This window comes from Streptomyces sp. SBT349, assembly GCF_001083795.1.
Classification (GTDB): Bacteria; Actinomycetota; Actinomycetes; order Streptomycetales; family Streptomycetaceae; genus Streptomyces.
Map to the genome: position 1 here is coordinate 1 of NZ_LAVK01000152.1, position 20,881 is coordinate 20,881.

The window sequence follows — 20,881 nt, forward strand, 5'->3', positions numbered from 1 at the left end:
GGGCGGGGGCGGCGGCGCTGTGCGAGCGGCCAGGGAGGTGACCGTTGCCGCGTGATGGTCGATCTCGGCGGTCACGGCGGGCGGCAGCCAGCCATGCGCGGGCTGCGGGCCGGTGCCCGTCACCTGCCGGCAGAGCTCGATGACCTGGGCCGGGGAGGGACGATCGGCCGGGCCCTTGGCCAGGCAACGGGCCGTCAGCTCGCGCAGCGGCGCCGGTACCGCCGACAGGTCGGGCTCCTCGTGAACGATGCGGTACAGCACGGCCGGTGAGGAACCGTCCCCGAAGGGCGGGGCGCCCGCGGTGACGAAGGCCGCGATCAGACCGAGGGCGAAGACGTCCGCCGCGGGCGTGACCTGCTGGGCCATCGCCTGCTCCGGCGCCATGAACGCGGGTGTCCCCGCGGCGACGCCGCTGCGGGTCAGCGAGGTGGCGTCAGCGGCCCGCGCGACACCGAAGTCGATCACCCGCGGTCCGTCCGCGGCAAGCAGGACGTTGGACGGCTTGAGGTCGCGGTGGATGACGCCCGCGCCATGGATGGCCTGCAACGCCTCGGCGATGCCGGCCAGTAGCCACGCCGCAGCCGGCACCGGCAACGGGCCGTGGTTCCGAACGGCCTCGTGGAGGGACGGCCCCGCCACATAGGCCGTGGCCAGCCACGGCTGCGGCCCGTCCGCGTCGCTGTCGATGACGGGAGCGGTGAACAGACCCTGCACCCGCTCGGCGGACCGCACCTCCTGGCGGAACCGTCGCCTGAACTCGGGATCGCTGGCGACTTCCGGCCGGATCACCTTGATGGCGATGGGCCGGCCGCCGGGCGTGTGGGACAGGTAGACCTTGCCCATCCCGCCCTCACCGAGGCGGTGGGTGAGCCGGTAACCGGCAATCATGGTCGGGTCTTCGGCATTCAGAGGCGCTGGCACGGGCTCACCCTAGCCACGGCGGGACGATGCGATCCGGCGAAATCGAATCAGTTCGGTTACAGCCTGGCGGCCCTGATGCGCCGGGGCCCGCTCCGGGACATGCCGGAACGGCCGTGCGTGGAGCCGGATGAGACGGGGACTCAGGCTCCGCGACCGGGTTCGTCGACGTCGGTCCACCGGCACATCGAGTCGGTGCGCCCACAGGGGACTTACGCGTCAAGGGATTCTAGGGATTGAGCGGGTTGCCGGGTGCGTGGTCGCCGAGGCTGGTGAGGAGTTCGCGCAGCAGGTCGGCGAGGCGCTCCTGGTCGGTGGTCTCCAGTGTGCCCAGGAGCTTGGCCTCAAGCTCGACGTGGTCGACGACCACGGTGTCGATCAGCTCGCGGCCGCGTTCGGTCAGCGTGATCAACACGCTGCGCCGGTTGTGGGGATCGACCTCGCGGGTGACCAGTTCCCTGGCGACGAGACGGTCGATGCGGTTGGTGATCGCTCCCGAGGTGACCATCGCCGACTCGACCAGTTGTCCCGCGGTGAGCCGATACGGGGGGCCGGACCGGCGCAGCGTTCCGAGCACGTCGAACTCCCACAGCTGGAGGCCGTGCCGGGCGAAGTTGTCGCGCAGCTCGTGTTCGAGCAGGCGGCAGGCGCGCTGGATCCGGGCCACCACGCCCATCGGCGAGGGGTCGATGTCGGGCCGCTCGGTCCGCCACTGGTTGAGCCGCCAGTCGACGTTGTCCTCCACGGGTCCGCAGCCTCCCGGATGTCTCAACGTGAAGATGTTTGACGCCAGGCTAGCAGGAGCTTAATCTCAACGTTGAATATTTCAACGTTGAGGAGATGGGTCTGTGTCATCCCCGAGCCGGTCGGACGCGATCAGCGCGTCCCCGCCCGCCAGCACCCTGGGAGTGACCGCGCTGACCGCCGCCGCGCCGGTCAGTTGGGGCACCACGTATCTGGTCACCACCGAATTCCTGCCGCCGGGCCACCCGTTGGTGTCCACCGTGATCCGCGCACTCCCCGCGGGGCTGATCCTGCTCGCCTTCTCGCGCGTGCTGCCGCACGGCGCGTGGTGGTGGCGCTCGCTCCTGCTCGGCACCCTGAACATCGGCGCGTTCAACGCCCTGCTGTTCGTCGCCGCCTATCGCCTGCCGGGCGGCATCGCGGCGACCCTCACCACCATCCAGCCGCTGTTCGTCGCGGCTCTGGCGTTCCTGCTCCTCGGTGAGAGACCCACCCGCCGGCGGTTCGGCTGGAGCCTGGCGGGCATGGTGGGCGTCGGGTTGATGGTGCTGCGCGGGCGGCTCTCGTTCGACCCGCTCGGCCTCATGGCGGGCATCGCGGCCGCCGCCGTGATGGCGGGCGGGATCGTCCTGACCAAACGCTGGGGCCGCCCCGAGGGCGTCGGCGCGGTGGCCATCGCGGGCTGGCAGCTCACCGCGGGCGGGCTCGTGCTCATCCCGCTCGCGCTCGCATCGGAGGGACTGCCGCCCGCGCTCGACGGCCGGGCGGTCGGCGGCTACGCGTGGCTGTGCGTGGTGGGTGCCCTGCTGTCCTACCCGATCTGGTTCAACGGCATCGGCAAGCTGCCCGTCGTCGCGATCTCGTTCCTCCCCCTGCTCTCACCCGTGGTGGCGACGGCCCTGGGCCTGCTCTTCCTCGACGAGACGCTCACGGCCGCGCAGAACGCCGGACTCGTGCTCGCGCTGGCCGCCGTCGCCGCCGCGCAACTGCCACCCGGCACGGTCCGCGACCTGCTCCGCATATCCCGTACCCGGCAAGGAGACCGAGCGTGACGCGCACCGTACTGATCACCGGGGCCACCGGGACCGTGTCCACCGCGCTCATCGAAGCGTTGCGGGGGGCGGACGTGAAGCTCAGAGCCCTGGTCCGCGACGCCTCCACGGCGGACGGTCCGCGCGAGAAGGGCGCCGAGGTCGTCGTCGGCGACCTCGACGACGCCAGGACGCTGCCGCCCGTCTTCCAGGACGTCCAGGACGTGTGGCTTCTCACCCCGAACGGTCCACGCGCCCCCGAGAACAACATGAACGCCCTGTGGGCCGCGCGCCAGGCCGGCGCGGAACGCGTCGTGCGCCTGTCCGTCGTCGGCGCGGCACACGACGCCCCGAACCGCAGCGGCAGGCTGCACGCGCTCTCCGACCAGGAGACCGAACGCAGCGGCCTGCGCTGGACGATCCTGCGTCCGCACTGGTTCATGCACAACCTGCTCAACGACGCGGACGACATCGCCGCCACGGGGACGTTCTCGCTGAACATGGCGGCGGCGCGGATCGGCGCGATCGACGCACGCGACATCGCCGCATGCGCCGCCCGGGTGCTCCTCGACGACCCGGACCGCCACCACGGCCGGACCTACACCCTCACCGGGCCGCGCTCACTCACGTTCGACGAGATCGCCGACCGCATGAGCCGCGCGCTCGGCAGGCCCGTCACCTACCTGCCGGTCGGCGACGACGCCCGGCGCAAGACGCTGCTCGGCCACGGCATTCCGCCATGGATCGTCGACATGCTCCAGGAATACGCGCACGCATATGCCTCAGGCTGGGGCGACTTCACCACCGGCACGGTCGCCCGGCTGCTCGGCCGCCCCCCGCGCGACGTGACCGACTTCATCCACGACCACGCCACGGCATTCACCCCTCGCAACGGCAGCTGAACCCATGCCCCCCGCAAGGCCCTTACGTGGCCCGACCGGTGCCGGGGGTGTCGCAGAGCGCGTGGTCGACGAGATCGCCGGCGGCGCGCTCCTGTCGGAGTGTGTTGTCGAGCGAGTCGCCCAGGGCGGTGGACATGGAGACGGTGACGGTACGGCTGCCGTCGTGGGTGGCGCCGTTCAGGGTGATGTAGCCACTCTCGCCGCCTTCGTGGCTCCAGTAGCCGCCGCCGCAGGACAGGGGCCGGTTGACCAGGCCGAGGCCGTAGCGCCCGTCCGGCCAGAACACCCGCATCTCCTCGTTGACCGGGACGGTGTCCCGCATCTCGGCCAGCCGTGCCCGGGGCAGCAACTCGCCGCCGAGCAGGGCCTGGAAGAAGCGGTTGACGTCCGCGGTGGTGGAGACGTAGCCGCCGGGGTCGGGGACGATCACCCGGGTGACATCGACCCGTTCGCCGGAGGGGTAGACCTCGTAGGCGTTGGCGTGGGGACGGCGGAGGGTGGGGGTGCCGCCTGGCAGGTAGGTGTGGTTCATGCCGAGTGGTCGCAGGATCCGATCCTCGACCTCCTGGTGCCAGGGGTGGCCCGTGACCTCCTCGATGATCATGTCGAGCAGGACGTAGCCGGTGTTGGAGTAACCCCACCCGTCGCCGGGTGCGAAGTCCGGGCGGTGCCGCATCGCCCGCGCGACGATCTCCCGGGGTGTGTGGGTGTCGTACCGGTGCTCGTCGTACTCCTGCGGAGTGGCGAAGCCGGGTAGATCGTCGTGGAGGCCGCTGGTGTGCTGGAGGAGGTGGCGGATGGTGATCCGGCGCCCGTCGTTGCCGTTGCCGTCCACCAGACCGGGCAGCCGGCGGTCCACCGTGTCGTCGAGCGCCAGTTCGCCCTCGTCGACCAGTTGCAGGATCACGGTGGCCACCAGCGCCTTGCCGGTGCTGGCCATCCGGAAATAGCCGTTACGGGGCACCGGACGGTCCGTCCCCACCTCGGCGACGCCGCTGGCGGCGACCAGGTCCCGGCCGGCGCCGGTGGTCACCCGCGCCTGGACGCCGGTGATCCCCAGCGCCCGGATGGCCTCGGTGTCCCGGCTCAGGTCGTCCTGCCCGTATCCGGGCGCGGTCGCGTCGCGCGCGTCGCGCGCATCGCGCGCGTCGGCCGGCAGCTGGGTGGCGACGGCCGTGCCGGCGGCGAGCGCCGCCGCGGCGACGACCAGCCACCGGCCGGGGACGCGGCGGTGCCGCCGCCGTGCGGGCTGGGCGGGCGAGGGGGTGTTCCGGTCGTGCGGAGCGGAGGCCGGGCTTGTGGATGTCATGCCTCCACGCTAGGTACACGAAGGATCGCCGATCGCTACCGCAGGCTCCCGAACCAGAGGTACAGCTACCTGTAGTGCCGCGGGGCGCACGGTTTCCTAGGGTGAACGCCGTGGGGTCTCCCACCACCCTCCCGAACGACCATGGGAAGCGACACGAGTGCTCGGCATACCCCGCGCAGCCCGCGCAGCCCGCGCAGCCCGCGCAGCCCGCGCCCGGTGGCTCGCGACACGGCGTGGCGGGCGTTACCTGCTGGGCACCCTGGTGGCCGCGACGGTGACGCTCGCCGCGGCGCCCCTGCTGTGCGTGCCGTCGCTGGCACAGCCCTGGGCGGAGCACCAACGCCGGCGCGCCGGGACGCTGCTGGGACGGCCGGTCGAGCCGCGCCCACGCGCCGCCCTCCGCAACCTCGGGTGGCTCGTGACACAGGTGGTCACCGGTCTGCCGGCGGGCGCCCTTGCCCTGCTCCTCCTGGGCAGCCTGTTCCTCACTCCCCTCATCACCATGCTGTGGTGGGCCTTTCCCACGGCGCCGTGGCTGCCCGTGGTCAGCGATCGCCTCACCGGTTGGGGCACCGCGTTGCCGCTCGGCCTGACGAATCTCGTGGTCCTGGCGGCACTGGCCGCCCTCGCCCTCCCGCCGCTCGCCCGGGCGCACGCCCGGTGCTGCCTCGCGGTCCTGGCGCCCTCGCCCGCGGAGCACCTGGTCGAACGCGTCACCGAACTCACCCGGACACGTACAGACGTCCTCCAGGCGCACAGTGCGGAACTCCGCCGGATCGAGCGCGACCTGCACGACGGCACCCAGGCCCGGCTCGTGGCCATCGCGATGCGGCTCGCCGTGGCCGGCGACTCCGACGACCCCGAGGCCGCCGCCGTCCTGGTACGGCAGGCCCACGCCGAGACCGAGGACGCGATGACCGAGCTGCGCTCCGTCATCCGCACCATCTATCCCCCGGTGCTGGCCGACCTGGGCCTCTCCGGCGCGCTCAGCACCCTGGCCACCAGGGCCGGGGTGCCGACCCGCATCCACGTCGGCCCGCTCGGCGAGATCCCCGCGGCGGTCGAAGCCGTCGCGTACTTCGCCGTCACCGAGGCACTGGCGAACATCGCCCGGCACAGCCGGGCCACCGAGGCCTCGGTTCGCGTCACCCGCGACGGCGCGCTGCTCCGCGCGGAGATCGCCGACGACGGGACCGGCGGAGCGGACGCCGCCCGAGGGTCCGGCCTGGACGGAATGCGCCGCCGCGCCGCCGCCCTGGACGGCGCCATGACCATCAGCAGCCCGCGGGGCGGGCCGACCACCATCACCGTGGAGCTGCCGTGCGCGTAGTGATCGCCGAGGACAACGTCCTGCTCGCATCCGGGCTGGAGCTCCTGCTCAACTCCCAGGGCTTCGAGGTCGTCGCGATCGCGGCCGACGCCCCCGGCCTCCTCGCCGCCGTCGAGAGCCACCGCCCGGACGTCACCATCGTGGACGTGCGGCTGCCCCCGACCTTCCGCGACGAGGGCATCCGGGCCGCGGTCCAGGCCCGCCACGACCATCCCGGACTTCCCGTCCTGGTCCTGTCGCAGTACGTGGAACAGGAATACGCGGGCCGCCTCCTCGCCGACGCCGGGGGCGGCATCGGATACCTGCTCAAAGACCGGGTGAGCCGCGTCGCGGAGTTCACCGACGCGCTGCGCCGGGTGGCCGGCGGCGGCACCGCCATGGATCCCGAGGTCATCGCCCAACTCCTCGCCGCACGCGGCGATCCCGTCGACTCCCTGACCGCACGCGAGCGCGAGGTCCTCGCGCTGATGGCCGAAGGCCACGACAACGCGACCATCGCCCGACGACTCGTCATCACCGACAACGCCATCCACAAACACATCGGCAACGTCTTCCTCAAACTCGGCCTGTCAGCCGGCGACAGCGGCCACCGCCGCGTACGCGCCGTCCTGGCCTACCTCCGTCACCACGGCGGTACCACGCTCTCCCCGACGACATCGCACCCACGGCCATGAACAGCGCCGTGCCTCATGCGACGGACCCAGCCGTTCGGCCCGCGATTCCGTCCCACGTATGTCCCACACGCGCTGGTCAGCACGCGAAAGCCAGTGGGACAGATCGGGACAGATCGGGACAGACAGGGGAATTCGCCGAGCAGACTGCTCGCAGAAGAGAAACGGCCTTCGCCCGGCGCAGGCCTCTGACCAGGGAGTTCCCCTCTCCTGGCGCCCGCCACCCCACAGATGTCCCACAGCGGGGCTCGGGTGCCCGCCAGCGCGCCTCATTCTCAGTGCGGCTCGGCCCGTCGGCATGCCACCACGCTCATCCCGCTGGTCTGCTAGTCCCAGCAGTTGAAAAGCAATTCGCCGATGGTTTGAGGATTGCACAGGTCGATCATCTCGGTCTCGATCTGAAGCAGTTCCGCTAGGTTGAACTCGGTTACCGACCTGCCGACAAAGGAGGGAAGGAGCACTGTGAGTCCAGCTTCGGCATACTGTACGGCCCAGGCCGGCGGCGCCACGAATGTCGGGTGCAGTTTGACGTTTCTATCAGTTCTTGCGAAGGCGATCCACGGGAGGCTGATGTGCCCCAGGGCGGTCACTTCTTCCTCGAATCGACTAAGTCGAGCGGTGTAGTAGCTCGCGAAGTTAAGCGGGGCGGCAATCTCTATGAGCTGAATACCTGGGGCTCTTTTTGCGGCATGGCAAGCGGCTTTGAAGAGCCGTACGCTTTCTCCTGAGAATTCAGGATCTGTGGGCTGCCGCTTGCCTGTCGCCCCTGCTGGCAGGGCTTGCCTGTCCGCCATGTCATGATCCTCGCTGTCGCTGCCCAGCCCCGGGGTTACCCTACCCCGCGGCGGGCAGCTGGCTAAAGACTGCGGGTGGGCGTATCAGCCCCGCGGTTTCAGTGGTGTGAAATGCTGGACGAGACCGACTCTGACCGTCAGCTCGTAACGAACGCCGTCAATGACGCTGTACACCGTGGCAATCTCGGCCCGATTTTGCATGACCGTGCGCCTGATCACGTCCTCGACATCGGAGATCGTCATACCGTCCCGGAAAAATGTCTGTGTCTGCGTCGGAGACGTGGCGAATACTGCCGGTGGTGACGAATGAGGATGTAGTTCATGCGTTCCCTGCTGAACTGTACCGCCTGGCTGTTCGGCCCCACCCGGAAGTAGCGGGCCGCCCAGTCGCGTAGTTCGGGTATGCATCCGGCGGCGTTGTGGACGAGCGCGTCGGTCCCCGGTGGCCTCGGCTGTGCGGTGCTCGATGGCGGTGACGGTGATGTCGACGAGGTTCTTCTCGCCGTCGCCGGTGATCTCCCGGGTGACGCGCCTGGGGGCGGTTTCGCCGGTGGTGGGGTCGGCGGCGAGCCGCGCCCTCGCCCTGCCCGATCGCGCCCCCTGCGGAAACATGATGGGTACACCAGCCCCTGGGGTCGCCTCAGTGCGACGACTACCTATCGGACGCGGGCGTCGGCTCCGCTGAGGCGGGCTGTCTGGGGGGCAGGTGGCAGGGCGTCGGCGATGGCCTCGTAGGAGAGATCTCGTGGTCCAGCAAGGAGAAACCTTTGATGAGGTGAGCGGACTGCCACTCTCAGAGTTCCGCGAACAACGGGAGGTGAGCTGGTACCAACACGCGCGGGACTACATCGAGATGAAGTGGCAGGGTGTCCAGCCACAACGCGGAGGACGCTCGCGGAGGTCATGGCCACGGCGACGCCGGGCTTGGTGGAGGACACGCGAGGCATGGCCGATATGCGGACCGTCCGCCGCGCGTTGTACGGCTGGGCGTTCAACAAGAACCGCTGGGACCTCGACCCAACGGACGAAGTGCGAGAGGTACTCGCCTGGTTCGAGGCCAAGTCGCTCCCTACATCGGCCCTCGCCGACCTCGTGATCACACGCCGAGCACTCGACACGCTCAAACGGAAGCTGGACGGCACCACGGCCTCCCCGCACACCATCCGCCGGAAGCGAGCCATCTTCCACAACGCGGTCGTCTTCGCCATCGAGTCCCAGTTCCTCGCCGACAACCCGATCCCGCGGGTGAGGTGGTCGCTGCCTGAGCCGGTGGAGGAAAAACTCGATCCGGACATCGTCCCCAGCCCGGACCAAGCGCGGGCTCTGCTGCGGGCGGTGGGGCAACAGGGCAGACGCGGCCGACGAGTGGTCGCCTTCTTCGGATGCCTCTACTTCGCCGCAGCCCGGCCCGCAGAAGTGATCGGGCTGAAGCCGTCCCAGTGTTATCTGCCGCGCCGCGGGTGGCGCCTGCTCCGGCTCCAGCAGACTCTGCCACGGGCCGGAAGCGCCTGGACGGACAGCGGCGAGGCGCACGACCGCAGAGGGCTCAAGAAGCGTTCACGCAAGACGGTACGCGCGGTACCGATTCCGCCGGAACTCGTGGCCATGCTCCGCTGGCACATCGACGCCTACGGGACCGCGCCGGACGGACGGCTGTTCCCGCGGTGGACTGCTCCAGGAAAGCGGCTACGGGGAGGTATGGGCACGAGCCCGAGCAGTGGCGCTCGCTCCCGAAGAGCGGAACACCAGACTCGCCGAGCGACCGTACGACCTGCGCCACGCCGGGCTGTCCGCCCGGCTCGCCGGCGGCGCCGACCCGCAGACGGTCGCCAAACGCGCCGGGCACAGCGTCGTCGTACTCCTCCGCGTGTCCACGAAGTTCATCAACGACAGCGACGACGCGACCAACGCCAAGATCGCCGCCCGTCTCGCCGAGCGGAGCAACAGCCCGACCTGAGTCGCACCCCATCGGAACCCTCAGCTCCGTCCACGAATACCCCACACGCGCTGGTCAGCACCCGAAACCCAGCGAGACCGAGTGGGACATAGGGCGCATTAAGCCTGACGAGTGTTCGAGGGAACGACAACGGCCCCCGGCCGCGTTTCCGCAGCTCAGAGGCCGTTCGTTGAGGGTGGCGGCGCCAGGATTCGAACCTGGGAAGGCTGAGCCGGCAGATTTACAGTCCTCTGACGGAAAGCTTTGCTCCCTCTCTCTGACCTGCACAGACGTGGCCAGCGATGCCTGGCCCCGTGTCTGTGGTCCGCACTGGGTCCAGGAAGATCGCAGCTCACGAACCTTAAGGTTGGCGCTGCATAGTGGGGCTATGCAGCTCCTCCGGTGTAGCAGCCGTGCGAGCACACTCTCAGCGGAAGGGAAGCGGATGTCGCAGGCCAGTCCTCGCGGGACGTACCTGCAAGTGGCGGAAGCAATCCGAGCGCAGATCGGCGAGGATCGCGCGCCTGACGCGCTACCGCCGGTTAGTCAGTTGATGCAGCAGCACAGAGCCTCCCGAAGCTTGATCACCCGCGCGCTGAAGAGCCTCCAACGCGATGGCGTAGTCACCTCGGTTCAAGGAGCGGGCTGGCGCGTCGTCCGGGGCGGCGACGACGTGCGGCCCCTGGTGGAACGGATGCGGGCGGTGTTTGCCGAGGACGCCCTGGCCGCCGGCGACGCCTTCCCCAGCGAAGCAGAGCTGTGCGCCCGTTTCGGTCGCTCGCGCACTGCCGTGCGTTCAGCCCTGGCGGAGCTTGAGGGCGCCGGCCTCCTTGAGCGCGCCCCCGGCAAACCTCGGCTCGTTCGCGCTCTGCCTGACCAGCAGACGGGATCGTAGCCTTGAACCGCATGGGACTTACTGCCTGGGCATACCCGTTGGCCGAATCGCTGCTTGCGGCGCCACTCCCCCGCCGTTGGGCTCACTGCCGCGGCGTCGCGGAGCGGGCCCGCACACTGGCTCCCATCCTCAGCGAGGATGCCGAGCTGCTGGAAGCTGCCGCCGTTCTGCATGACATCGGCTACTCCCCGGAACTGGTGGACACCGGGCTCCACCCGCTGGACGGCGCCCGGTACCTCCGCAAGGTCGGCGCGGACGAACGCGTCGTTCGGCTCGTTGCCCACCACTCCTGTGCCTGCATGGAGGCCGAGGCGCGCGGCCTGCTCGGGGCCCTCGATGGCGAGTTCCCCCATGAGCCGCCCGAGCTGGACGACGCGCTGTGCTACTGCGACATGAGCACCACCCCGGACGGAACGCCGACGAACCCCGTGGACCGGATCAACGAGATCTGCGGGCGCTACGGCGATGACAGCCTGATCGGGACGTTCATCCGACGTGCCGAGCCGGAGATCCTGGCCGCCACCGCCCGCGTTCTCACCCGCTTGTCCGGAGCGAAGAGCACGGCGGCTCAGCCGATGTAGGGCGCCGTCCGCGTCCCGTCCATGGCGTGCTGGATACGCAGACGCATGGTGGGGTGCACGTCGAGGTTCGACAGGTCCGCTGGGTCAATCCAGCGGACCTCTGTCGTTTCACTGCTGGTGCGAATCTCGCCGCCCAGGGGCCGGGCGCGGAAGCAGATGCTGAACTGCTGCCGCGCCTCCCCGTCGTCGTACAGCATCACGTGCCCCGGGTCGGTGTAGATCCCCGACATGTCGATGACCTCGACATCAATCCCGGTCTCTTCCTTCGCCTCGCGCACGACGGTGTCGCTGATGGACTCACCGAAGTCGTGCCCGCCGCCCGGCAGTGCCCACCGGCCGTTGTCCGAGCGCCGGATCATCAAGAGGCGTCCGGCCGTGTCTTGGATGAACGCGACCACGGAGGGGACAACCGAGTTCACCGGCGGGGCGTCCGGGTCGTGGAGATAGTCGATGCGTCCCATTACCCAGCTTTCGGGAAGTCGTCTTCGGCCACGGGGCGAGCTCGTGACCAGGTCTGTTCGATGCTCTGAGCATATGTGTCGAAGAGGCCGCCCCCGGGCAACCGCCGCAGGTGCAGTACGGGCGCCAGGTAGGCACCGATGCCGTACACATGCGTGTTGACGAGCATCTCGTCATCGCCACGGTAGATCGAGTTGTAGAGCGTCGCGTTGTGCAGCCGGAAGCCGATCTGGGGATGGCTGGACATCAGAGGGCGGTAGTGCACCAAGGCGTTCCGGATCTTAGGACCCATGATCATGTGCCCCTCGTCAATGCCCCGCTGGGTCACGGCCGGGCAGTCCGGGTCACCGAGGAGCATCCGGATCTGCGCCGTCCCCGCCTTCTCCCCGAGCATCGCGAAGAACAGGGGATCCTCGGAGAGGAAGCCGCCGGCGTAGACCAGCGCGTCAAGGTGCCGCTCCGCACGCCCGTAGATCTCCCTCCACAGGTCTTTGGGCACGACGTGCCGGTGCGGGTAAACGGTGACGATCTCGGCCTTACTGAGGTCAGCAGCGCCGGCGACGGTCCGGGAGTCGTCCGGCCACAACAGAGCTGCGTCGACTCCGAGTTCCACAGCGGTGGCGTACTGGTGCCGGCGGTACGGCGTCTTGCCCTGGGTGATCCATCGTTCGACGGTCTTCGGATCGACCTTCAGCCGTTCCGCCAGGTCCCGGACCGTTAGACCTCGGGCGAGCATCGCCGTTCGCAGCTGCTCGTTGGACATCTCCACCCCCGCAGGGACTTCTAGGGACTTCCTGAGGCTACGGAGTTGGGTCCGGGATGTCCATGCTCGCGGTGCCCAACTCCCCTGAGCTGCGGGGATGCTGAGGGCACGCCAAGAAATCCTCCATGAGGACGGACGACAGTCCGCCCGACTTGACAGGACCAACATGCGAGGCATGTAATACATGCATCGCTTCGGCGACCGGCCGGACGGCTCCGGGGAAGGCAGCTCCGCTGCGCGCCCCGTCCGTGCGTGACCGGCGGCTTCTTCACAACTGAACAGAGAGCTACATGGGTTCCGCCAACGCCCCTCGAAGGGAGGTGCAGGGCACGGCGGACGCCAACCCAAGGGCGGCCCTCAGTGGGTCTCCGAGGAGACGGAGGTGCGACCCCTCCCCCGCCCACGCACGACAACGGCCCTGACCAGCGCTGGAACGCCGGTCAGGGCCTCAGATCAACGCCTACACAACTAGGAGTGATCCTCCGTGGATCGTATCGCCGACATCGGGCTGACCGATGAGGAGCGCGAGGAACTGTCGCGCAAGGTCGCTGAGGCCAACAAGCGCAGCCGCGAGAACGCGGGGCGGTGACCGGAATGGCATGGGGACGCAAGCAGGAGCCTTCCGAGGCGTTCGCCGCTGAGGAGCAGAACCGGGCCGATGGCCTGGCCAAGCGGATCGGGGAGATCACCTCGACCCCGCAGCACCCGTCGACGGGAAGCCTGCCGCACTACCAGGCCGCCTACCAGAACGCGTCGGGCAACGCCGCTGCCAACACCAGGCAGCCCTGACCCTGACGGCTGCCTGTGTCGCCTCACCCGCCTCAGGGTGGGGCGACGTGGGGAGCCGGACAGCTTGTCCGCCCCCGGAGCGGTGGGACTCCTCACCAAGGTCACCCACCGCCCCGGGCCTATCCCCGTTCTTCAGAACAGGAGAGACCTGTGAGGAACTTCATCGGCGCCCATGAGGTGCTGAGTGAGGACGACTTCACCGAGCTGGCCCTTGGCCTGCTGCTCGGTGAGGAGAACGAAAGCGAGAAGGAACGCGACGCTCGGTTGGATGCGGCGCGCGATCTGTTCACCGAGGACCCGGAACTCGCCGACTGCCGCGACCGGCTGGCCCGGCAGATTGCCGAGCAGCTGCTCGCCACGCCGGTGCCCGAGCTGCTGAGCACCGTCCTGGTGATCAACCGCCCGCGCCGGGCGCGGAAGGCGGTTGCGGCATGAGCGAGGGTCTTCGGGTTCCCAGTGGGCCCATCGAGACGTGCCCGGTCGGCTTCATGCCCCGCGAGGCGCAGCGGGCGATGGTCCTGGACGCCCTGCGCGTCGCTGGGGTTGAGCTCGGTGCCTACGACGAGCGCATCGCGGAGTGGCTGGCCGGGTGGGACTGGTCCACCGTCGTCGTGATCGCCTCGTGGCTGCAGCGTGCCCACGCGGAGCGCGCCAAGGCCCACGCCGAGGTGCTGCGCGAGATCGCGGACCTGTGGATGGAGCGGTCCACCACCGAACTGCCGCGCGACCGGATGAACCTGCGCTACCGGGCCCACGAACTGCGCGAGATGGCCGACGCCGCCGGGGCGGGTGAGGGGCTGTGAGCACGCTTCTTCCTGCTGCTGTGGCGGCCTTACCGCTGGTGGGTGGCTGGTCGGTGCACGCGGCGTGGCTGCGGCGCCGCCTGGATACGGCCAGGCGTGACCCGCTGTCGGGTCTGGCGCGGCGTGAGGGGTTCGAGCAGGCCGCGTCGCGGCTGCTGTCCGGGGGTTCGGCGGCGGTTGTCCTGGTGGACCTGGACGGCTTCAAGGCCGTGAACGACTCATGGGGCCACGCGGCGGGAGACGAGGCGATCCGCATGGCAGCGGCGGCCATGAACACGGTGTGCACCGACCCGGGGGTCACGGGCCGCCTGGGCGGGGACGAGTTCGCCGCCGTGGTCCCCCTGGCCGACCCGGTGACTCTGCGGTGGCTGCTCGGGGGACTGCACGGCTGCCTGACCGCCCCGTTCTCCTACGAAGGGCGGACGCTGGCGGTCGGCGCGTCGGTCGGCGGTGTGTGGGCCCCGGCGGGCACGCCGCTCGGGGTGGCGCTGCGGGTGGCGGATGAGGCCATGTTCCGGGCCAAGCAGACCGGTGGCGGCCCGTCGGTCGCCCCGAGCCTCACGCCCGCCTACCGCACGGTCAACGGCCGCCGGGACGGCCGCCGCGGCACCGACCTGGAAGGCGGTGCGGCATGAGGAAGACGACGCTGATGCGCCGTCCCGGACTTCGACCGGTGCCGGTGTTGGGCCTGACGCTGCTGGTGTTGGCTGCTGGCCTGCTCACGCTGGCCGTGTGGGCGGTCACCCGGCCGGACGTCCTGGCGTTCGTGGCTGGTGTGCTGACCGGGTACCGGGGCGGTGGTATGTGATGACCGGAAACGCCATGACCGTGGCCTCGCCCGCGGCGCCGCCGTCGTTGGGGCGTGCGGAGAGGTGGCTGTTCGGGGCTGGCATTGTCGGCGGTGTCGGTGTCGGCGGGTTGGGGCTGGCGTCCTCGTTCGAGGCGTTGTCCGCCGCCGCGCGGCGCTGGGGGTTCGCGCATCCGTGGATGCTGCCGGTGGGCATCGACGTGGCCATCCCGACGTTCACCCTGGCCAATCTGCTGCTGATCCGGATGGACATGCGGCTTGCGTGGGTGCGGTTCGTGCCGTGGGTGCTGACGCTGGTGACGTGCTGGCTGAACATCGCGGCCGGTGAATCGCTGTCGGCGCAGATCGCGCACGGCACGATGCCGCTGCTGTGGGTCGTCTTGTCGGAGATCGCCGCGCACGTCTACGCCGTGCAGATCGGCGCCGCCACGGGCAGGCGGATGGAACGCATCCGCCGTTCCCGCTGGTTCCTCGCCCCCCTCTCGACGTTCGCCTTGTGGCGGCGGATGGTGCTGTGGGAGACCACCAGCTACACCACCGCCCTCACCCGCGAACGGGAACGCCAACTCACCCGCGCCGACCTGCGCGAGACCTACGGCCGCGCCTGGCGCCGGAAGGCACCCCGCAGGCAGCGCATCCTCCTCCAGCTCGGAGACCTCGCCCCCCAGGGCGCCGCGGGCGACGGGCAGCGGCCGGCGATCTGCAACGGCGGCGGCCTCGGCATCCCCACGATGCCCGCCAAGCCCCTCCGCGCCACCGCCGACGAGGGCGAGAGCAAGCCGCGCCGCGCCCGGAAGACGGCCCGGGGCAAGGCGCCGGCACGCCGGACGGATGAGCAGCTGCTCAGCGAGGCCCGGGAGAAGACCGCCGGGTGGCCGATGAAGAAGCTGAACGCGGAGAAGATCCGCACCACCCTGCGAATCGGCCCGGACCGCGCCCGCGCCCTGCGGGACGTGCTGCGGTCCGAGCGCGAGCAGGCCACCGCACCGCAGGGTGAGCCGGTGGGGGTGGGGTCGTGAACACGACGCTGATCCCGCGCCGCCGGGCGGTGGGGCCGCTGCTCGCCGCGGTCGTGGTGCTGCTGGTCCTGCTCGCCCCCCAGGCCGCGGCGTGGCTGGCCGCCGCGCTGCTGACCCTGGCCGGACCGCTCGCGGTGTGGGCGTCCGCTCAGCCGCTCGTCATCACCTTCGTGGCCGGTGTCATTGCCGGTCGCCGCTGGGCCCGCCGGGGCCGTGGGGGGGTGTCGGCATGACGCGCAGCGGTGGCCGGCCGCGGCTTCTGGACCTGTGCTGCGGCGCGGGCGGCGCGGGCCGTGGCTACGACGACGCGGGGTTCGAGGTGATCGGGGTGGACATCGCCCCGCGCCCGTCCTACCCGTTCTCGTTCGTCCGGGCCGATGCGATCGAGTACGTCACCGAGCACGGCGCGGGGTTCGACTTCATCCACGCGTCGTGGCCCTGCCAGCACGACAACGCGTTGGCGCTGGGCACGAACGCGCATCTACGGGAGACCTACCCGGACCTGATCGCGTCCGGTCGTGCGGCGATGCTCACGACGGGCCGGCCGTGGGTGATCGAGAACAGCATGACCGCGCCGATGCGGCGGGACGTGGTGCTGTGCGGCACGCAGTTCGGCCTTCCGATCTTCCGGCACCGGGCGTTCGAGGTGCACGGCTGGTTCCCCATGGGCCTGCCGCACCCCCCACACCGCGGCAGGGTCCGCGGCTGGCGCCACGGCGCCTGGCACGACGGGGAGTTCCTGGCCGCCTACGGCAAGGGCGGCGGCAAGGCCAACGTCCCCGAGATGCGGGCCGCGTTGGGAATCGACTGGACGGCCGACCACAAGGAGCTGACCGAGGCGATCCCCCCGGCCTACACCCGCTTCCTCGGAGAGCAGGCCATCGCCCAACTCGACACCGCGGAGGTGGCGGCATGAGACGACCCGCGGAGCGGATGACGGTCGGCGAACTGGCCGCGGCCTTGGCGGATGCGCCGCCGGATGCGGTGGTGCTGCTCGGGTCCTTGCCGAGCCGACCGGAGTGCCCGGAGTGCGGCCCGCTGGAATACGACGATGCCGAGCCGTACGAGGTGGCCGGTGCGGAGTACGCGCGCGGCATCGTCCTGATCGACCCCTCCCCGCACATCTGGGGGGTGGGGTCGTGAGTGAGCCGATCGTGTACGCCGGCACCTGGCGCGCGGTGATGGCCGCGGCCGGCAGGCGGTGCCAGTGCCGCGGGGAGTGCGGCAACCCCCACAAGAAGGGGGAGGGGCGCTGCCCGAAGGAGCACGACCGGTACGCGTCCAAGCACCGGGCGCCGGTGCGGCTGATCGCCGCGCCGGCCGACCCGACCGTGACCGGTCTGGCTGCCGCGGCGCTGTCGCGCGGTGAGCTGCTCGCGTGGTGCCCCGAGTGCCACGACGGCGCCCGCCGGGCGGCCAACCGGCAGAGCCGCAATCAACCCGATCCGGAACAGGACAGCCTGTTCGACCTGTGAGGAGCCAGTCCAGTGGACGACTTCGAGTGTGAGGCCGAGTTCATCGACGGCTCGTACACCTACTGCGGTTGCCCCGACTGCGACCAGCGCGCCTACGAGGACCGGGAGCGCGACATCGAGCTGGGTTGCGACCCCGACCTGTACTGACCTGCTTCCCGGGGCCCGACCCGCTGTCTTGGCGGGCCGCAGGGTCGGGCCCCGGGGGTTCCCTCAACGAGTTCGAGAAGAGGAAGTCTTCAGTGAATCACGCGAGTGATGACGACAACGAGCGCGAGATGTTCGCGCGACTGGAAGCGGAGATGACCGGCCGACCGGCGCCCGATCCGTTGCCCGATCCGATCGACCTGGACAAGGCCCGATCGGCGCGGGCGGATCGGCCGATCGGATCGGCCGACCCGGGGACCGCCGGATCGGGCGATGGATCGCCCGATCGATCGGGCGATGGTGCCGCGGACGGGTCGGCCGATCCGGGCGCGGTGCGGTTGGTCGATGTTCCGGGTGGGGATCGGGTCCGGTACTGGGATGGTGCGCGGCGTGCGAAGCGTCGGGCGATCCTGCCCGGGTGGGTGCGCTCCGGTTCGGAGTTGAAGGCGGCGGCGGGTTGGGCTGCCGGGTACGCGGGGCACATCGCGGCGTTCCACGCGGTGCGTTCCCCGCTGTACGCGGCCAAGCTCGCGGCGCGTTCGCCGCAGGGCGCGGCCAAGGCCATCGGCGCGACGGGGCGTTGGCTCTCGGATGCGGAGTCGCGTCCGTTGCGGCGGTGGGCGGTCTCCGAGGCGCACACGGTGGAGTACCTGCGGCTGTCGACGCAGCGCAACAACCGGGTGCGGTTGCGGGCGTTGTTGTTCGTGCTGGCGTCGGTGGTCGGGATCGGGGCGGCTATCGCGCTGTATGTGCTGGCGCCGACCTGGGTGTCGGTGGCGGCGGGGGCGTCGGTGGTGTTCGCCCTGGGATGGGTCGGGGCGCCGGCGGATGCGCCGGTGATCCACCGCGCCGTTCAGCGGCCCAAGGCGGACAAGCTGACCTCGGACATGGTGCTGCGCGCGCTGGGTTCGCTGGGCATCACCGCCATCAACCAGGCGCAGGCCAAGGGCCGGGACGGGATCGCGTTCACCGCGCCCATCACCCGCGACGGGCCCGGTTGGCGTGCGGAGGGCGACCTGCCGTTCGGTGTGACGGTCACCGATGTCATCGACCGCCGCGAGCGTCTGGCGTCCGGTCTGCGGCGCCCGCTCGGGTGCGTGTGGCCCGAGGCGGTGCCGGATGAGCACACCGGGCGTCTGGTGCTGTGGGTCGGGGACCAGGACATGTCCAAGGCCAAGCAGCCGAGTTGGCCGCTGGCCAAGACCGGCGCGGTGAACCTCTTTCGCCCGGTGGCGTGGGGTACGGACCAGCGCGGCCGGTGGGTGGACCTCACCCTGATGTACATCGCGGGCATCATCGGCGCCATCCCCCGCATGGGCAAGACGTTCCTTCTCCGCCTGCTCATGCTGATCGCCGCGCTCGACCCGCGGGCGGAGCTGCACACCTACGACCTCAAGGGCACCGGCGACCTCGACCCGGTCGGGGACCGCGTCTCCCACCGCCACCGCGCCGGCGACGAAGAAGAGGACATCGAATACATCCTGGCCGACCTGCGCGCGGTCCGCACCGAGATGCGGCGCCGCACGAAGGTGATCCGCTCCCTGCCCAGGGACCTGTGCCCGGAGTCCAAGGTGACATCCGAGCTGGCGGACAAGAAGGAGCTGGGACTGCACCCGATCGTGATCGGGGCCGATGAGTGCCAGGTCCTCTTCGAACATCCCAAGCACGGCGCGGAGTTCGAGGACATCTGCACCGACCTGGTCAAGCGCGGACCCGCCACCGGGATCGTGCTGCTCCTGGCCACCCAGCGGCCGGACGCCAAGTCCCTGCCGACCGGCATCAGCGCGAACGCCGGGGCCCGCTGGAGTCTGAAGGTCATGTCCCAGGTCGAGAACGACATGGTGCTGGGCACGTCCGCGTACAAGCGCGGGGTGCGGGCCACGATGTTCGCCTGGGCCGACAAGGGCATCTGCTACTTCGTCGGTGAAGGGTCCGACGCCCGGATCGTCCGGGCGACGTTCGCCGACGCGGTCATGGCCGACACCATCGCCATGCGGGCCCGCGCCGCCCGCCTCCTCGCCGGGAACCTGACCGGCCACGCGGCCGGTCAGCAGGCCGACGACACCGAGCAGGGGCCGGGCTATGACCTGCTGGCCGACATCCTCACCATCGTCCCGGACACCGAGGAGCGGGTCTGGAACGAGCGGGTGGCCGCCCGCCTGGCCGGGCTGCGGCCCGAGGTCTACACCGGCTGGCGCGCGGAGAACATCACCGCGGCCCTGAAGCCCTTCGGCGTCAAGGCGACCGACGTGGCCGGGACGACGGATGACGGACGCCGGACCACCCGCCGTGGCATCGTCCGCGCCCACATCCTCACCGCGATGACGGAGCGTGACGGAAACCGGGGTGCGGCCTAGCCGGGGAACGGTGCTACCGGTAGCAGGCACACCTGCTACCGGTAGCACCCCCGCTAGCACCCCATCCACCGCTTGATCAGCGGACTAGCGCATAGCGCCCCACCAGCGGAAACCCAAGAACAGGCCGTGGAGGCCCCTCGTGACCCCCTTCCTCGCCGCTATCGCCATCCCTGCCGTGATTACGTTCGGTTACATCAGTCTGTGTGCGGTCTCCCCGTTCGGGCCCTGCCGGAAGTGCCAGGGACTCGGCTTCGCGCTGGAGACCACCCGCCGCGGCAAGCCCAAGCGCGGCAAGGACTGCCGCCGCTGCCGCGGCGTCGGCCGACGCCTGCGCACCGGCCGACGCATCCACAACGCGTGGACGCGCACCTACCGCAACGGCACCCGCTGAGACGGAACGGAGAACAACCGTGAACCAGACCGCCGGCACCGTGTCAGGCCGCACCTACAAGCGCACCCGCCCCCGCGGCTTCGCCGAATGGACCCCCCGCCCCCACGTCCGTGACCTGGTGGACCAGGTCCGCGCCGTCCTGGACGAGAACCGCGAGTACCTGCCGATGACCGCCCGCCAGGTCTTCTACCGGCTGGTCGGCGCCCACCGCTACGACAAGACGGAACAGGCGTACGCCCGGCTCCTGGAAACCCTCAACCGCGCCCGCCGCGCCCGCCTGATCCCCATGCACGCCATCCGCGACGACGGCGGCACCGAGATACCGGCCGGCGGATGGGACGACCCCGCCCAGTTCTGGCGCGCGATCCGCCACACCGCGCAGTCCTACACCCACGCCCTGGACGACGGGCAGCCCCAAGCGGTCGAACTGTGGGTAGAGGCGGCGGGCATGGTGCCCATGGTCGCCCGGGTGGCGGCCGAATACGGGGTGACGACCTACAGCTCCGGCGGCTTCGACTCCGTCACCGTCAAACACGGCGCCGCGCAGCGCATCGCCTGGCGCGAGGTGCCCACCGCCGTTCTCCACCTCGGTGACCACGACCCCAGCGGCCTGTCAATCCTCGACTCGGCAGCCGAGGACATCACCGCCTTCGCCCTCGACCTGGGAGCCGCGCCGCCGACGTTCGCACGGCTTGGCGTGACCGCCGCGCAGATCACCCGCTACCGCCTGCCCTCCGCACCCCAGAAGGCCACCGACCGCCG

28 protein-coding genes are annotated in these 20,881 nt (G+C 70.4%); 21 read left to right on the forward strand and 7 right to left on the reverse strand.

The features are described 5' to 3' along the window. Nucleotides 1-888: serine/threonine-protein kinase (locus ADY01_RS19380; RefSeq protein ID WP_049574936.1), on the reverse strand; the 888-nt coding region annotated here is incomplete at its 3' end. Between the two features lie 259 nt (nt 889-1,147). Beyond that, nucleotides 1,148-1,663, reverse strand: a complete 516-nt coding sequence (locus tag ADY01_RS19385; RefSeq protein ID WP_049574938.1) for a MarR family winged helix-turn-helix transcriptional regulator — start codon at nt 1,661-1,663, stop codon at nt 1,148-1,150. A gap of 103 nt (nt 1,664-1,766) precedes the next feature. On the opposite strand from ADY01_RS19385, the gene ADY01_RS19390 reads away from it, so the two are divergent. Beyond that, the gene (locus tag ADY01_RS19390; protein WP_053170983.1) at nt 1,767-2,714 is read left to right on the forward strand and encodes an EamA family transporter; all 948 of its coding nucleotides are present in this window, start codon (nt 1,767-1,769) and stop codon (nt 2,712-2,714) included. Next, complete coding sequence (locus ADY01_RS19395) at nt 2,711-3,595, forward strand: SDR family oxidoreductase (RefSeq protein WP_049574943.1); 885 nt, start codon at nt 2,711-2,713, stop codon at nt 3,593-3,595. The genes ADY01_RS19390 and ADY01_RS19395 overlap by 4 nt, the downstream gene beginning before the upstream one ends. Nucleotides 3,596-3,617: 22 nt before the next feature. On the opposite strand, the gene ADY01_RS19400 is transcribed toward ADY01_RS19395, so the two are convergent. Then, on the reverse strand, nt 3,618-4,904 hold the full coding sequence (locus ADY01_RS19400) for a serine hydrolase domain-containing protein (RefSeq protein WP_049574947.1): 1,287 nt from the start codon (nt 4,902-4,904) through the stop codon (nt 3,618-3,620). A gap of 157 nt (nt 4,905-5,061) precedes the next feature. On the opposite strand from ADY01_RS19400, the gene ADY01_RS19405 reads away from it, so the two are divergent. Continuing rightward, entirely contained in the window at nt 5,062-6,234 is a 1,173-nt protein-coding gene (locus tag ADY01_RS19405; RefSeq protein WP_049574950.1) for a sensor histidine kinase, read from the forward strand. Then, nucleotides 6,225-6,908 carry a response regulator transcription factor gene (locus ADY01_RS19410; RefSeq protein ID WP_049574955.1) on the forward strand — a complete coding sequence of 228 codons (684 nt, stop codon included), beginning with the start codon at nt 6,225-6,227 and terminating at the stop codon, nt 6,906-6,908. Before ADY01_RS19405 ends, ADY01_RS19410 begins: the two co-directional genes overlap by 10 nt. A 323-nt stretch (nt 6,909-7,231) precedes the next feature. Here the strand turns inward: ADY01_RS19410 and ADY01_RS39185 are convergent, their stop codons facing one another. Together ADY01_RS39185 and ADY01_RS39190 are read right to left on the reverse strand one after the other, a co-directional pair. Then, on the reverse strand, nt 7,232-7,699 hold the full coding sequence (locus ADY01_RS39185) for a hypothetical protein (RefSeq protein WP_159001292.1): 468 nt from the start codon (nt 7,697-7,699) through the stop codon (nt 7,232-7,234). 84 nt (nt 7,700-7,783) lie between these two features. Next, nucleotides 7,784-8,311, reverse strand: coding sequence for a hypothetical protein (locus tag ADY01_RS39190; RefSeq protein ID WP_159001294.1), 528 nt, complete (start codon nt 8,309-8,311; stop codon nt 7,784-7,786). A 1,105-nt stretch (nt 8,312-9,416) separates the two neighbouring features. On the opposite strand from ADY01_RS39190, the gene ADY01_RS36090 reads away from it, so the two are divergent. The 3 genes from ADY01_RS36090 (at nt 9,417) to ADY01_RS19430 (ending at nt 11,111) form a co-directional block, all read left to right on the forward strand. Next, nucleotides 9,417-9,656: a hypothetical protein gene (locus tag ADY01_RS36090; RefSeq protein ID WP_053170986.1), complete on the forward strand. Its 240-nt coding sequence runs from the start codon at nt 9,417-9,419 to the stop codon at nt 9,654-9,656. Nucleotides 9,657-10,080: 424 nt separating this feature from the next. After that, a complete protein-coding gene (locus ADY01_RS19425; protein WP_049574962.1) occupies nt 10,081-10,530 on the forward strand; it encodes a GntR family transcriptional regulator in 450 nt (149 codons plus the stop codon). Nucleotides 10,531-10,541: 11 nt separating this feature from the next. Further along, on the forward strand, nt 10,542-11,111 hold the full coding sequence (locus tag ADY01_RS19430; RefSeq protein ID WP_199826264.1) for an HD domain-containing protein: 570 nt from the start codon (nt 10,542-10,544) through the stop codon (nt 11,109-11,111). On the opposite strand, the gene ADY01_RS19435 is transcribed toward ADY01_RS19430, so the two are convergent. Both ADY01_RS19435 and ADY01_RS19440 read right to left on the reverse strand, forming a co-directional pair. Continuing rightward, a complete protein-coding gene (locus ADY01_RS19435) occupies nt 11,099-11,572 on the reverse strand; it encodes an NUDIX hydrolase (RefSeq protein ID WP_049574976.1) in 474 nt (157 codons plus the stop codon). The genes ADY01_RS19430 and ADY01_RS19435 overlap by 13 nt on opposite strands. Beyond that, nucleotides 11,572-12,333 (reverse strand): helix-turn-helix domain-containing protein, encoded by a 762-nt coding sequence (locus tag ADY01_RS19440; protein ID WP_049575007.1) that lies wholly within the window; start codon nt 12,331-12,333, stop codon nt 11,572-11,574. The genes ADY01_RS19435 and ADY01_RS19440 overlap by 1 nt, the downstream gene beginning before the upstream one ends. Nucleotides 12,334-12,927: 594 nt before the next feature. Here ADY01_RS19440 and ADY01_RS19445 point away from each other — a divergent pair. The 14 genes from ADY01_RS19445 to ADY01_RS19500 all read left to right on the forward strand — a co-directional run. Further along, complete coding sequence (locus tag ADY01_RS19445) at nt 12,928-13,122, forward strand: hypothetical protein (RefSeq protein ID WP_049574978.1); 195 nt, start codon at nt 12,928-12,930, stop codon at nt 13,120-13,122. Between the two features lie 150 nt (nt 13,123-13,272). Further along, the gene (locus ADY01_RS19450; RefSeq protein ID WP_049574981.1) at nt 13,273-13,557 is read left to right on the forward strand and encodes a hypothetical protein; all 285 of its coding nucleotides are present in this window, start codon (nt 13,273-13,275) and stop codon (nt 13,555-13,557) included. Beyond that, entirely contained in the window at nt 13,554-13,925 is a 372-nt protein-coding gene (locus ADY01_RS19455; protein ID WP_049574983.1) for a hypothetical protein, read from the forward strand. The genes ADY01_RS19450 and ADY01_RS19455 overlap by 4 nt, the downstream gene beginning before the upstream one ends. After that, entirely contained in the window at nt 13,922-14,560 is a 639-nt protein-coding gene (locus tag ADY01_RS19460; protein ID WP_049574986.1) for a GGDEF domain-containing protein, read from the forward strand. The genes ADY01_RS19455 and ADY01_RS19460 overlap by 4 nt, the downstream gene beginning before the upstream one ends. Next, nucleotides 14,557-14,733 carry a hypothetical protein gene (locus ADY01_RS39195; protein WP_159001296.1) on the forward strand — a complete coding sequence of 59 codons (177 nt, stop codon included), beginning with the start codon at nt 14,557-14,559 and terminating at the stop codon, nt 14,731-14,733. Before ADY01_RS19460 ends, ADY01_RS39195 begins: the two co-directional genes overlap by 4 nt. After that, the gene (locus tag ADY01_RS19465; RefSeq protein WP_234320313.1) at nt 14,733-15,752 is read left to right on the forward strand and encodes a DUF2637 domain-containing protein; all 1,020 of its coding nucleotides are present in this window, start codon (nt 14,733-14,735) and stop codon (nt 15,750-15,752) included. Before ADY01_RS39195 ends, ADY01_RS19465 begins: the two co-directional genes overlap by 1 nt. Further along, the gene (locus ADY01_RS19470; protein WP_049574989.1) at nt 15,749-15,985 is read left to right on the forward strand and encodes a hypothetical protein; all 237 of its coding nucleotides are present in this window, start codon (nt 15,749-15,751) and stop codon (nt 15,983-15,985) included. The genes ADY01_RS19465 and ADY01_RS19470 overlap by 4 nt, the downstream gene beginning before the upstream one ends. Continuing rightward, nucleotides 15,982-16,668 (forward strand): hypothetical protein, encoded by a 687-nt coding sequence (locus ADY01_RS19475; protein ID WP_049574992.1) that lies wholly within the window; start codon nt 15,982-15,984, stop codon nt 16,666-16,668. Before ADY01_RS19470 ends, ADY01_RS19475 begins: the two co-directional genes overlap by 4 nt. Further along, the gene (locus ADY01_RS19480; RefSeq protein WP_159001298.1) at nt 16,665-16,895 is read left to right on the forward strand and encodes a hypothetical protein; all 231 of its coding nucleotides are present in this window, start codon (nt 16,665-16,667) and stop codon (nt 16,893-16,895) included. Before ADY01_RS19475 ends, ADY01_RS19480 begins: the two co-directional genes overlap by 4 nt. Then, nucleotides 16,892-17,227 carry a hypothetical protein gene (locus tag ADY01_RS19485; protein WP_063784285.1) on the forward strand — a complete coding sequence of 112 codons (336 nt, stop codon included), beginning with the start codon at nt 16,892-16,894 and terminating at the stop codon, nt 17,225-17,227. Before ADY01_RS19480 ends, ADY01_RS19485 begins: the two co-directional genes overlap by 4 nt. Nucleotides 17,228-17,239: 12 nt before the next feature. Then, a complete protein-coding gene (locus ADY01_RS41315; protein ID WP_267888450.1) occupies nt 17,240-17,374 on the forward strand; it encodes a hypothetical protein in 135 nt (44 codons plus the stop codon). Nucleotides 17,375-17,502: 128 nt separating this feature from the next. Beyond that, nucleotides 17,503-19,728: a cell division protein FtsK gene (locus ADY01_RS19490; protein WP_107081763.1), complete on the forward strand. Its 2,226-nt coding sequence runs from the start codon at nt 17,503-17,505 to the stop codon at nt 19,726-19,728. Between the two features lie 175 nt (nt 19,729-19,903). Next, on the forward strand, nt 19,904-20,119 hold the full coding sequence (locus tag ADY01_RS19495) for a hypothetical protein (RefSeq protein ID WP_324613117.1): 216 nt from the start codon (nt 19,904-19,906) through the stop codon (nt 20,117-20,119). A 19-nt stretch (nt 20,120-20,138) separates the two neighbouring features. Beyond that, the coding region (locus ADY01_RS19500) for a hypothetical protein (RefSeq protein ID WP_049575002.1) at nt 20,139-20,881 on the forward strand (743 nt) is incomplete at its 3' end.

What these genes read in the sequence shown, in the direction of transcription:
- ADY01_RS19400 (WP_049574947.1), bottom strand. Translation starts at nt 4,904, where the DNA reads ATGACATCCACAAGCCCGGCCTCCGCTCCGCACGACCGGAACACCCCC.
- ADY01_RS39185 (WP_159001292.1), bottom strand. Translation starts at nt 7,699, where the DNA reads ATGGCGGACAGGCAAGCCCTGCCAGCAGGGGCGACAGGCAAGCGGCAG.
- ADY01_RS39190 (WP_159001294.1), bottom strand. Translation starts at nt 8,311, where the DNA reads ATGTTTCCGCAGGGGGCGCGATCGGGCAGGGCGAGGGCGCGGCTCGCC.
- ADY01_RS19425 (WP_049574962.1), top strand. Translation starts at nt 10,081, where the DNA reads ATGTCGCAGGCCAGTCCTCGCGGGACGTACCTGCAAGTGGCGGAAGCA.
- ADY01_RS19430 (WP_199826264.1), top strand. Translation starts at nt 10,542, where the DNA reads ATGGGACTTACTGCCTGGGCATACCCGTTGGCCGAATCGCTGCTTGCG.
- ADY01_RS19435 (WP_049574976.1), bottom strand. Translation starts at nt 11,572, where the DNA reads ATGGGACGCATCGACTATCTCCACGACCCGGACGCCCCGCCGGTGAAC.
- ADY01_RS19440 (WP_049575007.1), bottom strand. Translation starts at nt 12,333, where the DNA reads ATGTCCAACGAGCAGCTGCGAACGGCGATGCTCGCCCGAGGTCTAACG.
- ADY01_RS19445 (WP_049574978.1), top strand. Translation starts at nt 12,928, where the DNA reads ATGGCATGGGGACGCAAGCAGGAGCCTTCCGAGGCGTTCGCCGCTGAG.
- ADY01_RS19455 (WP_049574983.1), top strand. Translation starts at nt 13,554, where the DNA reads ATGAGCGAGGGTCTTCGGGTTCCCAGTGGGCCCATCGAGACGTGCCCG.
- ADY01_RS39195 (WP_159001296.1), top strand. Translation starts at nt 14,557, where the DNA reads ATGAGGAAGACGACGCTGATGCGCCGTCCCGGACTTCGACCGGTGCCG.
- ADY01_RS19465 (WP_234320313.1), top strand. Translation starts at nt 14,733, where the DNA reads ATGACCGGAAACGCCATGACCGTGGCCTCGCCCGCGGCGCCGCCGTCG.
- ADY01_RS19475 (WP_049574992.1), top strand. Translation starts at nt 15,982, where the DNA reads ATGACGCGCAGCGGTGGCCGGCCGCGGCTTCTGGACCTGTGCTGCGGC.
- ADY01_RS19480 (WP_159001298.1), top strand. Translation starts at nt 16,665, where the DNA reads ATGAGACGACCCGCGGAGCGGATGACGGTCGGCGAACTGGCCGCGGCC.
- ADY01_RS19490 (WP_107081763.1), top strand. Translation starts at nt 17,503, where the DNA reads ATGTTCGCGCGACTGGAAGCGGAGATGACCGGCCGACCGGCGCCCGAT.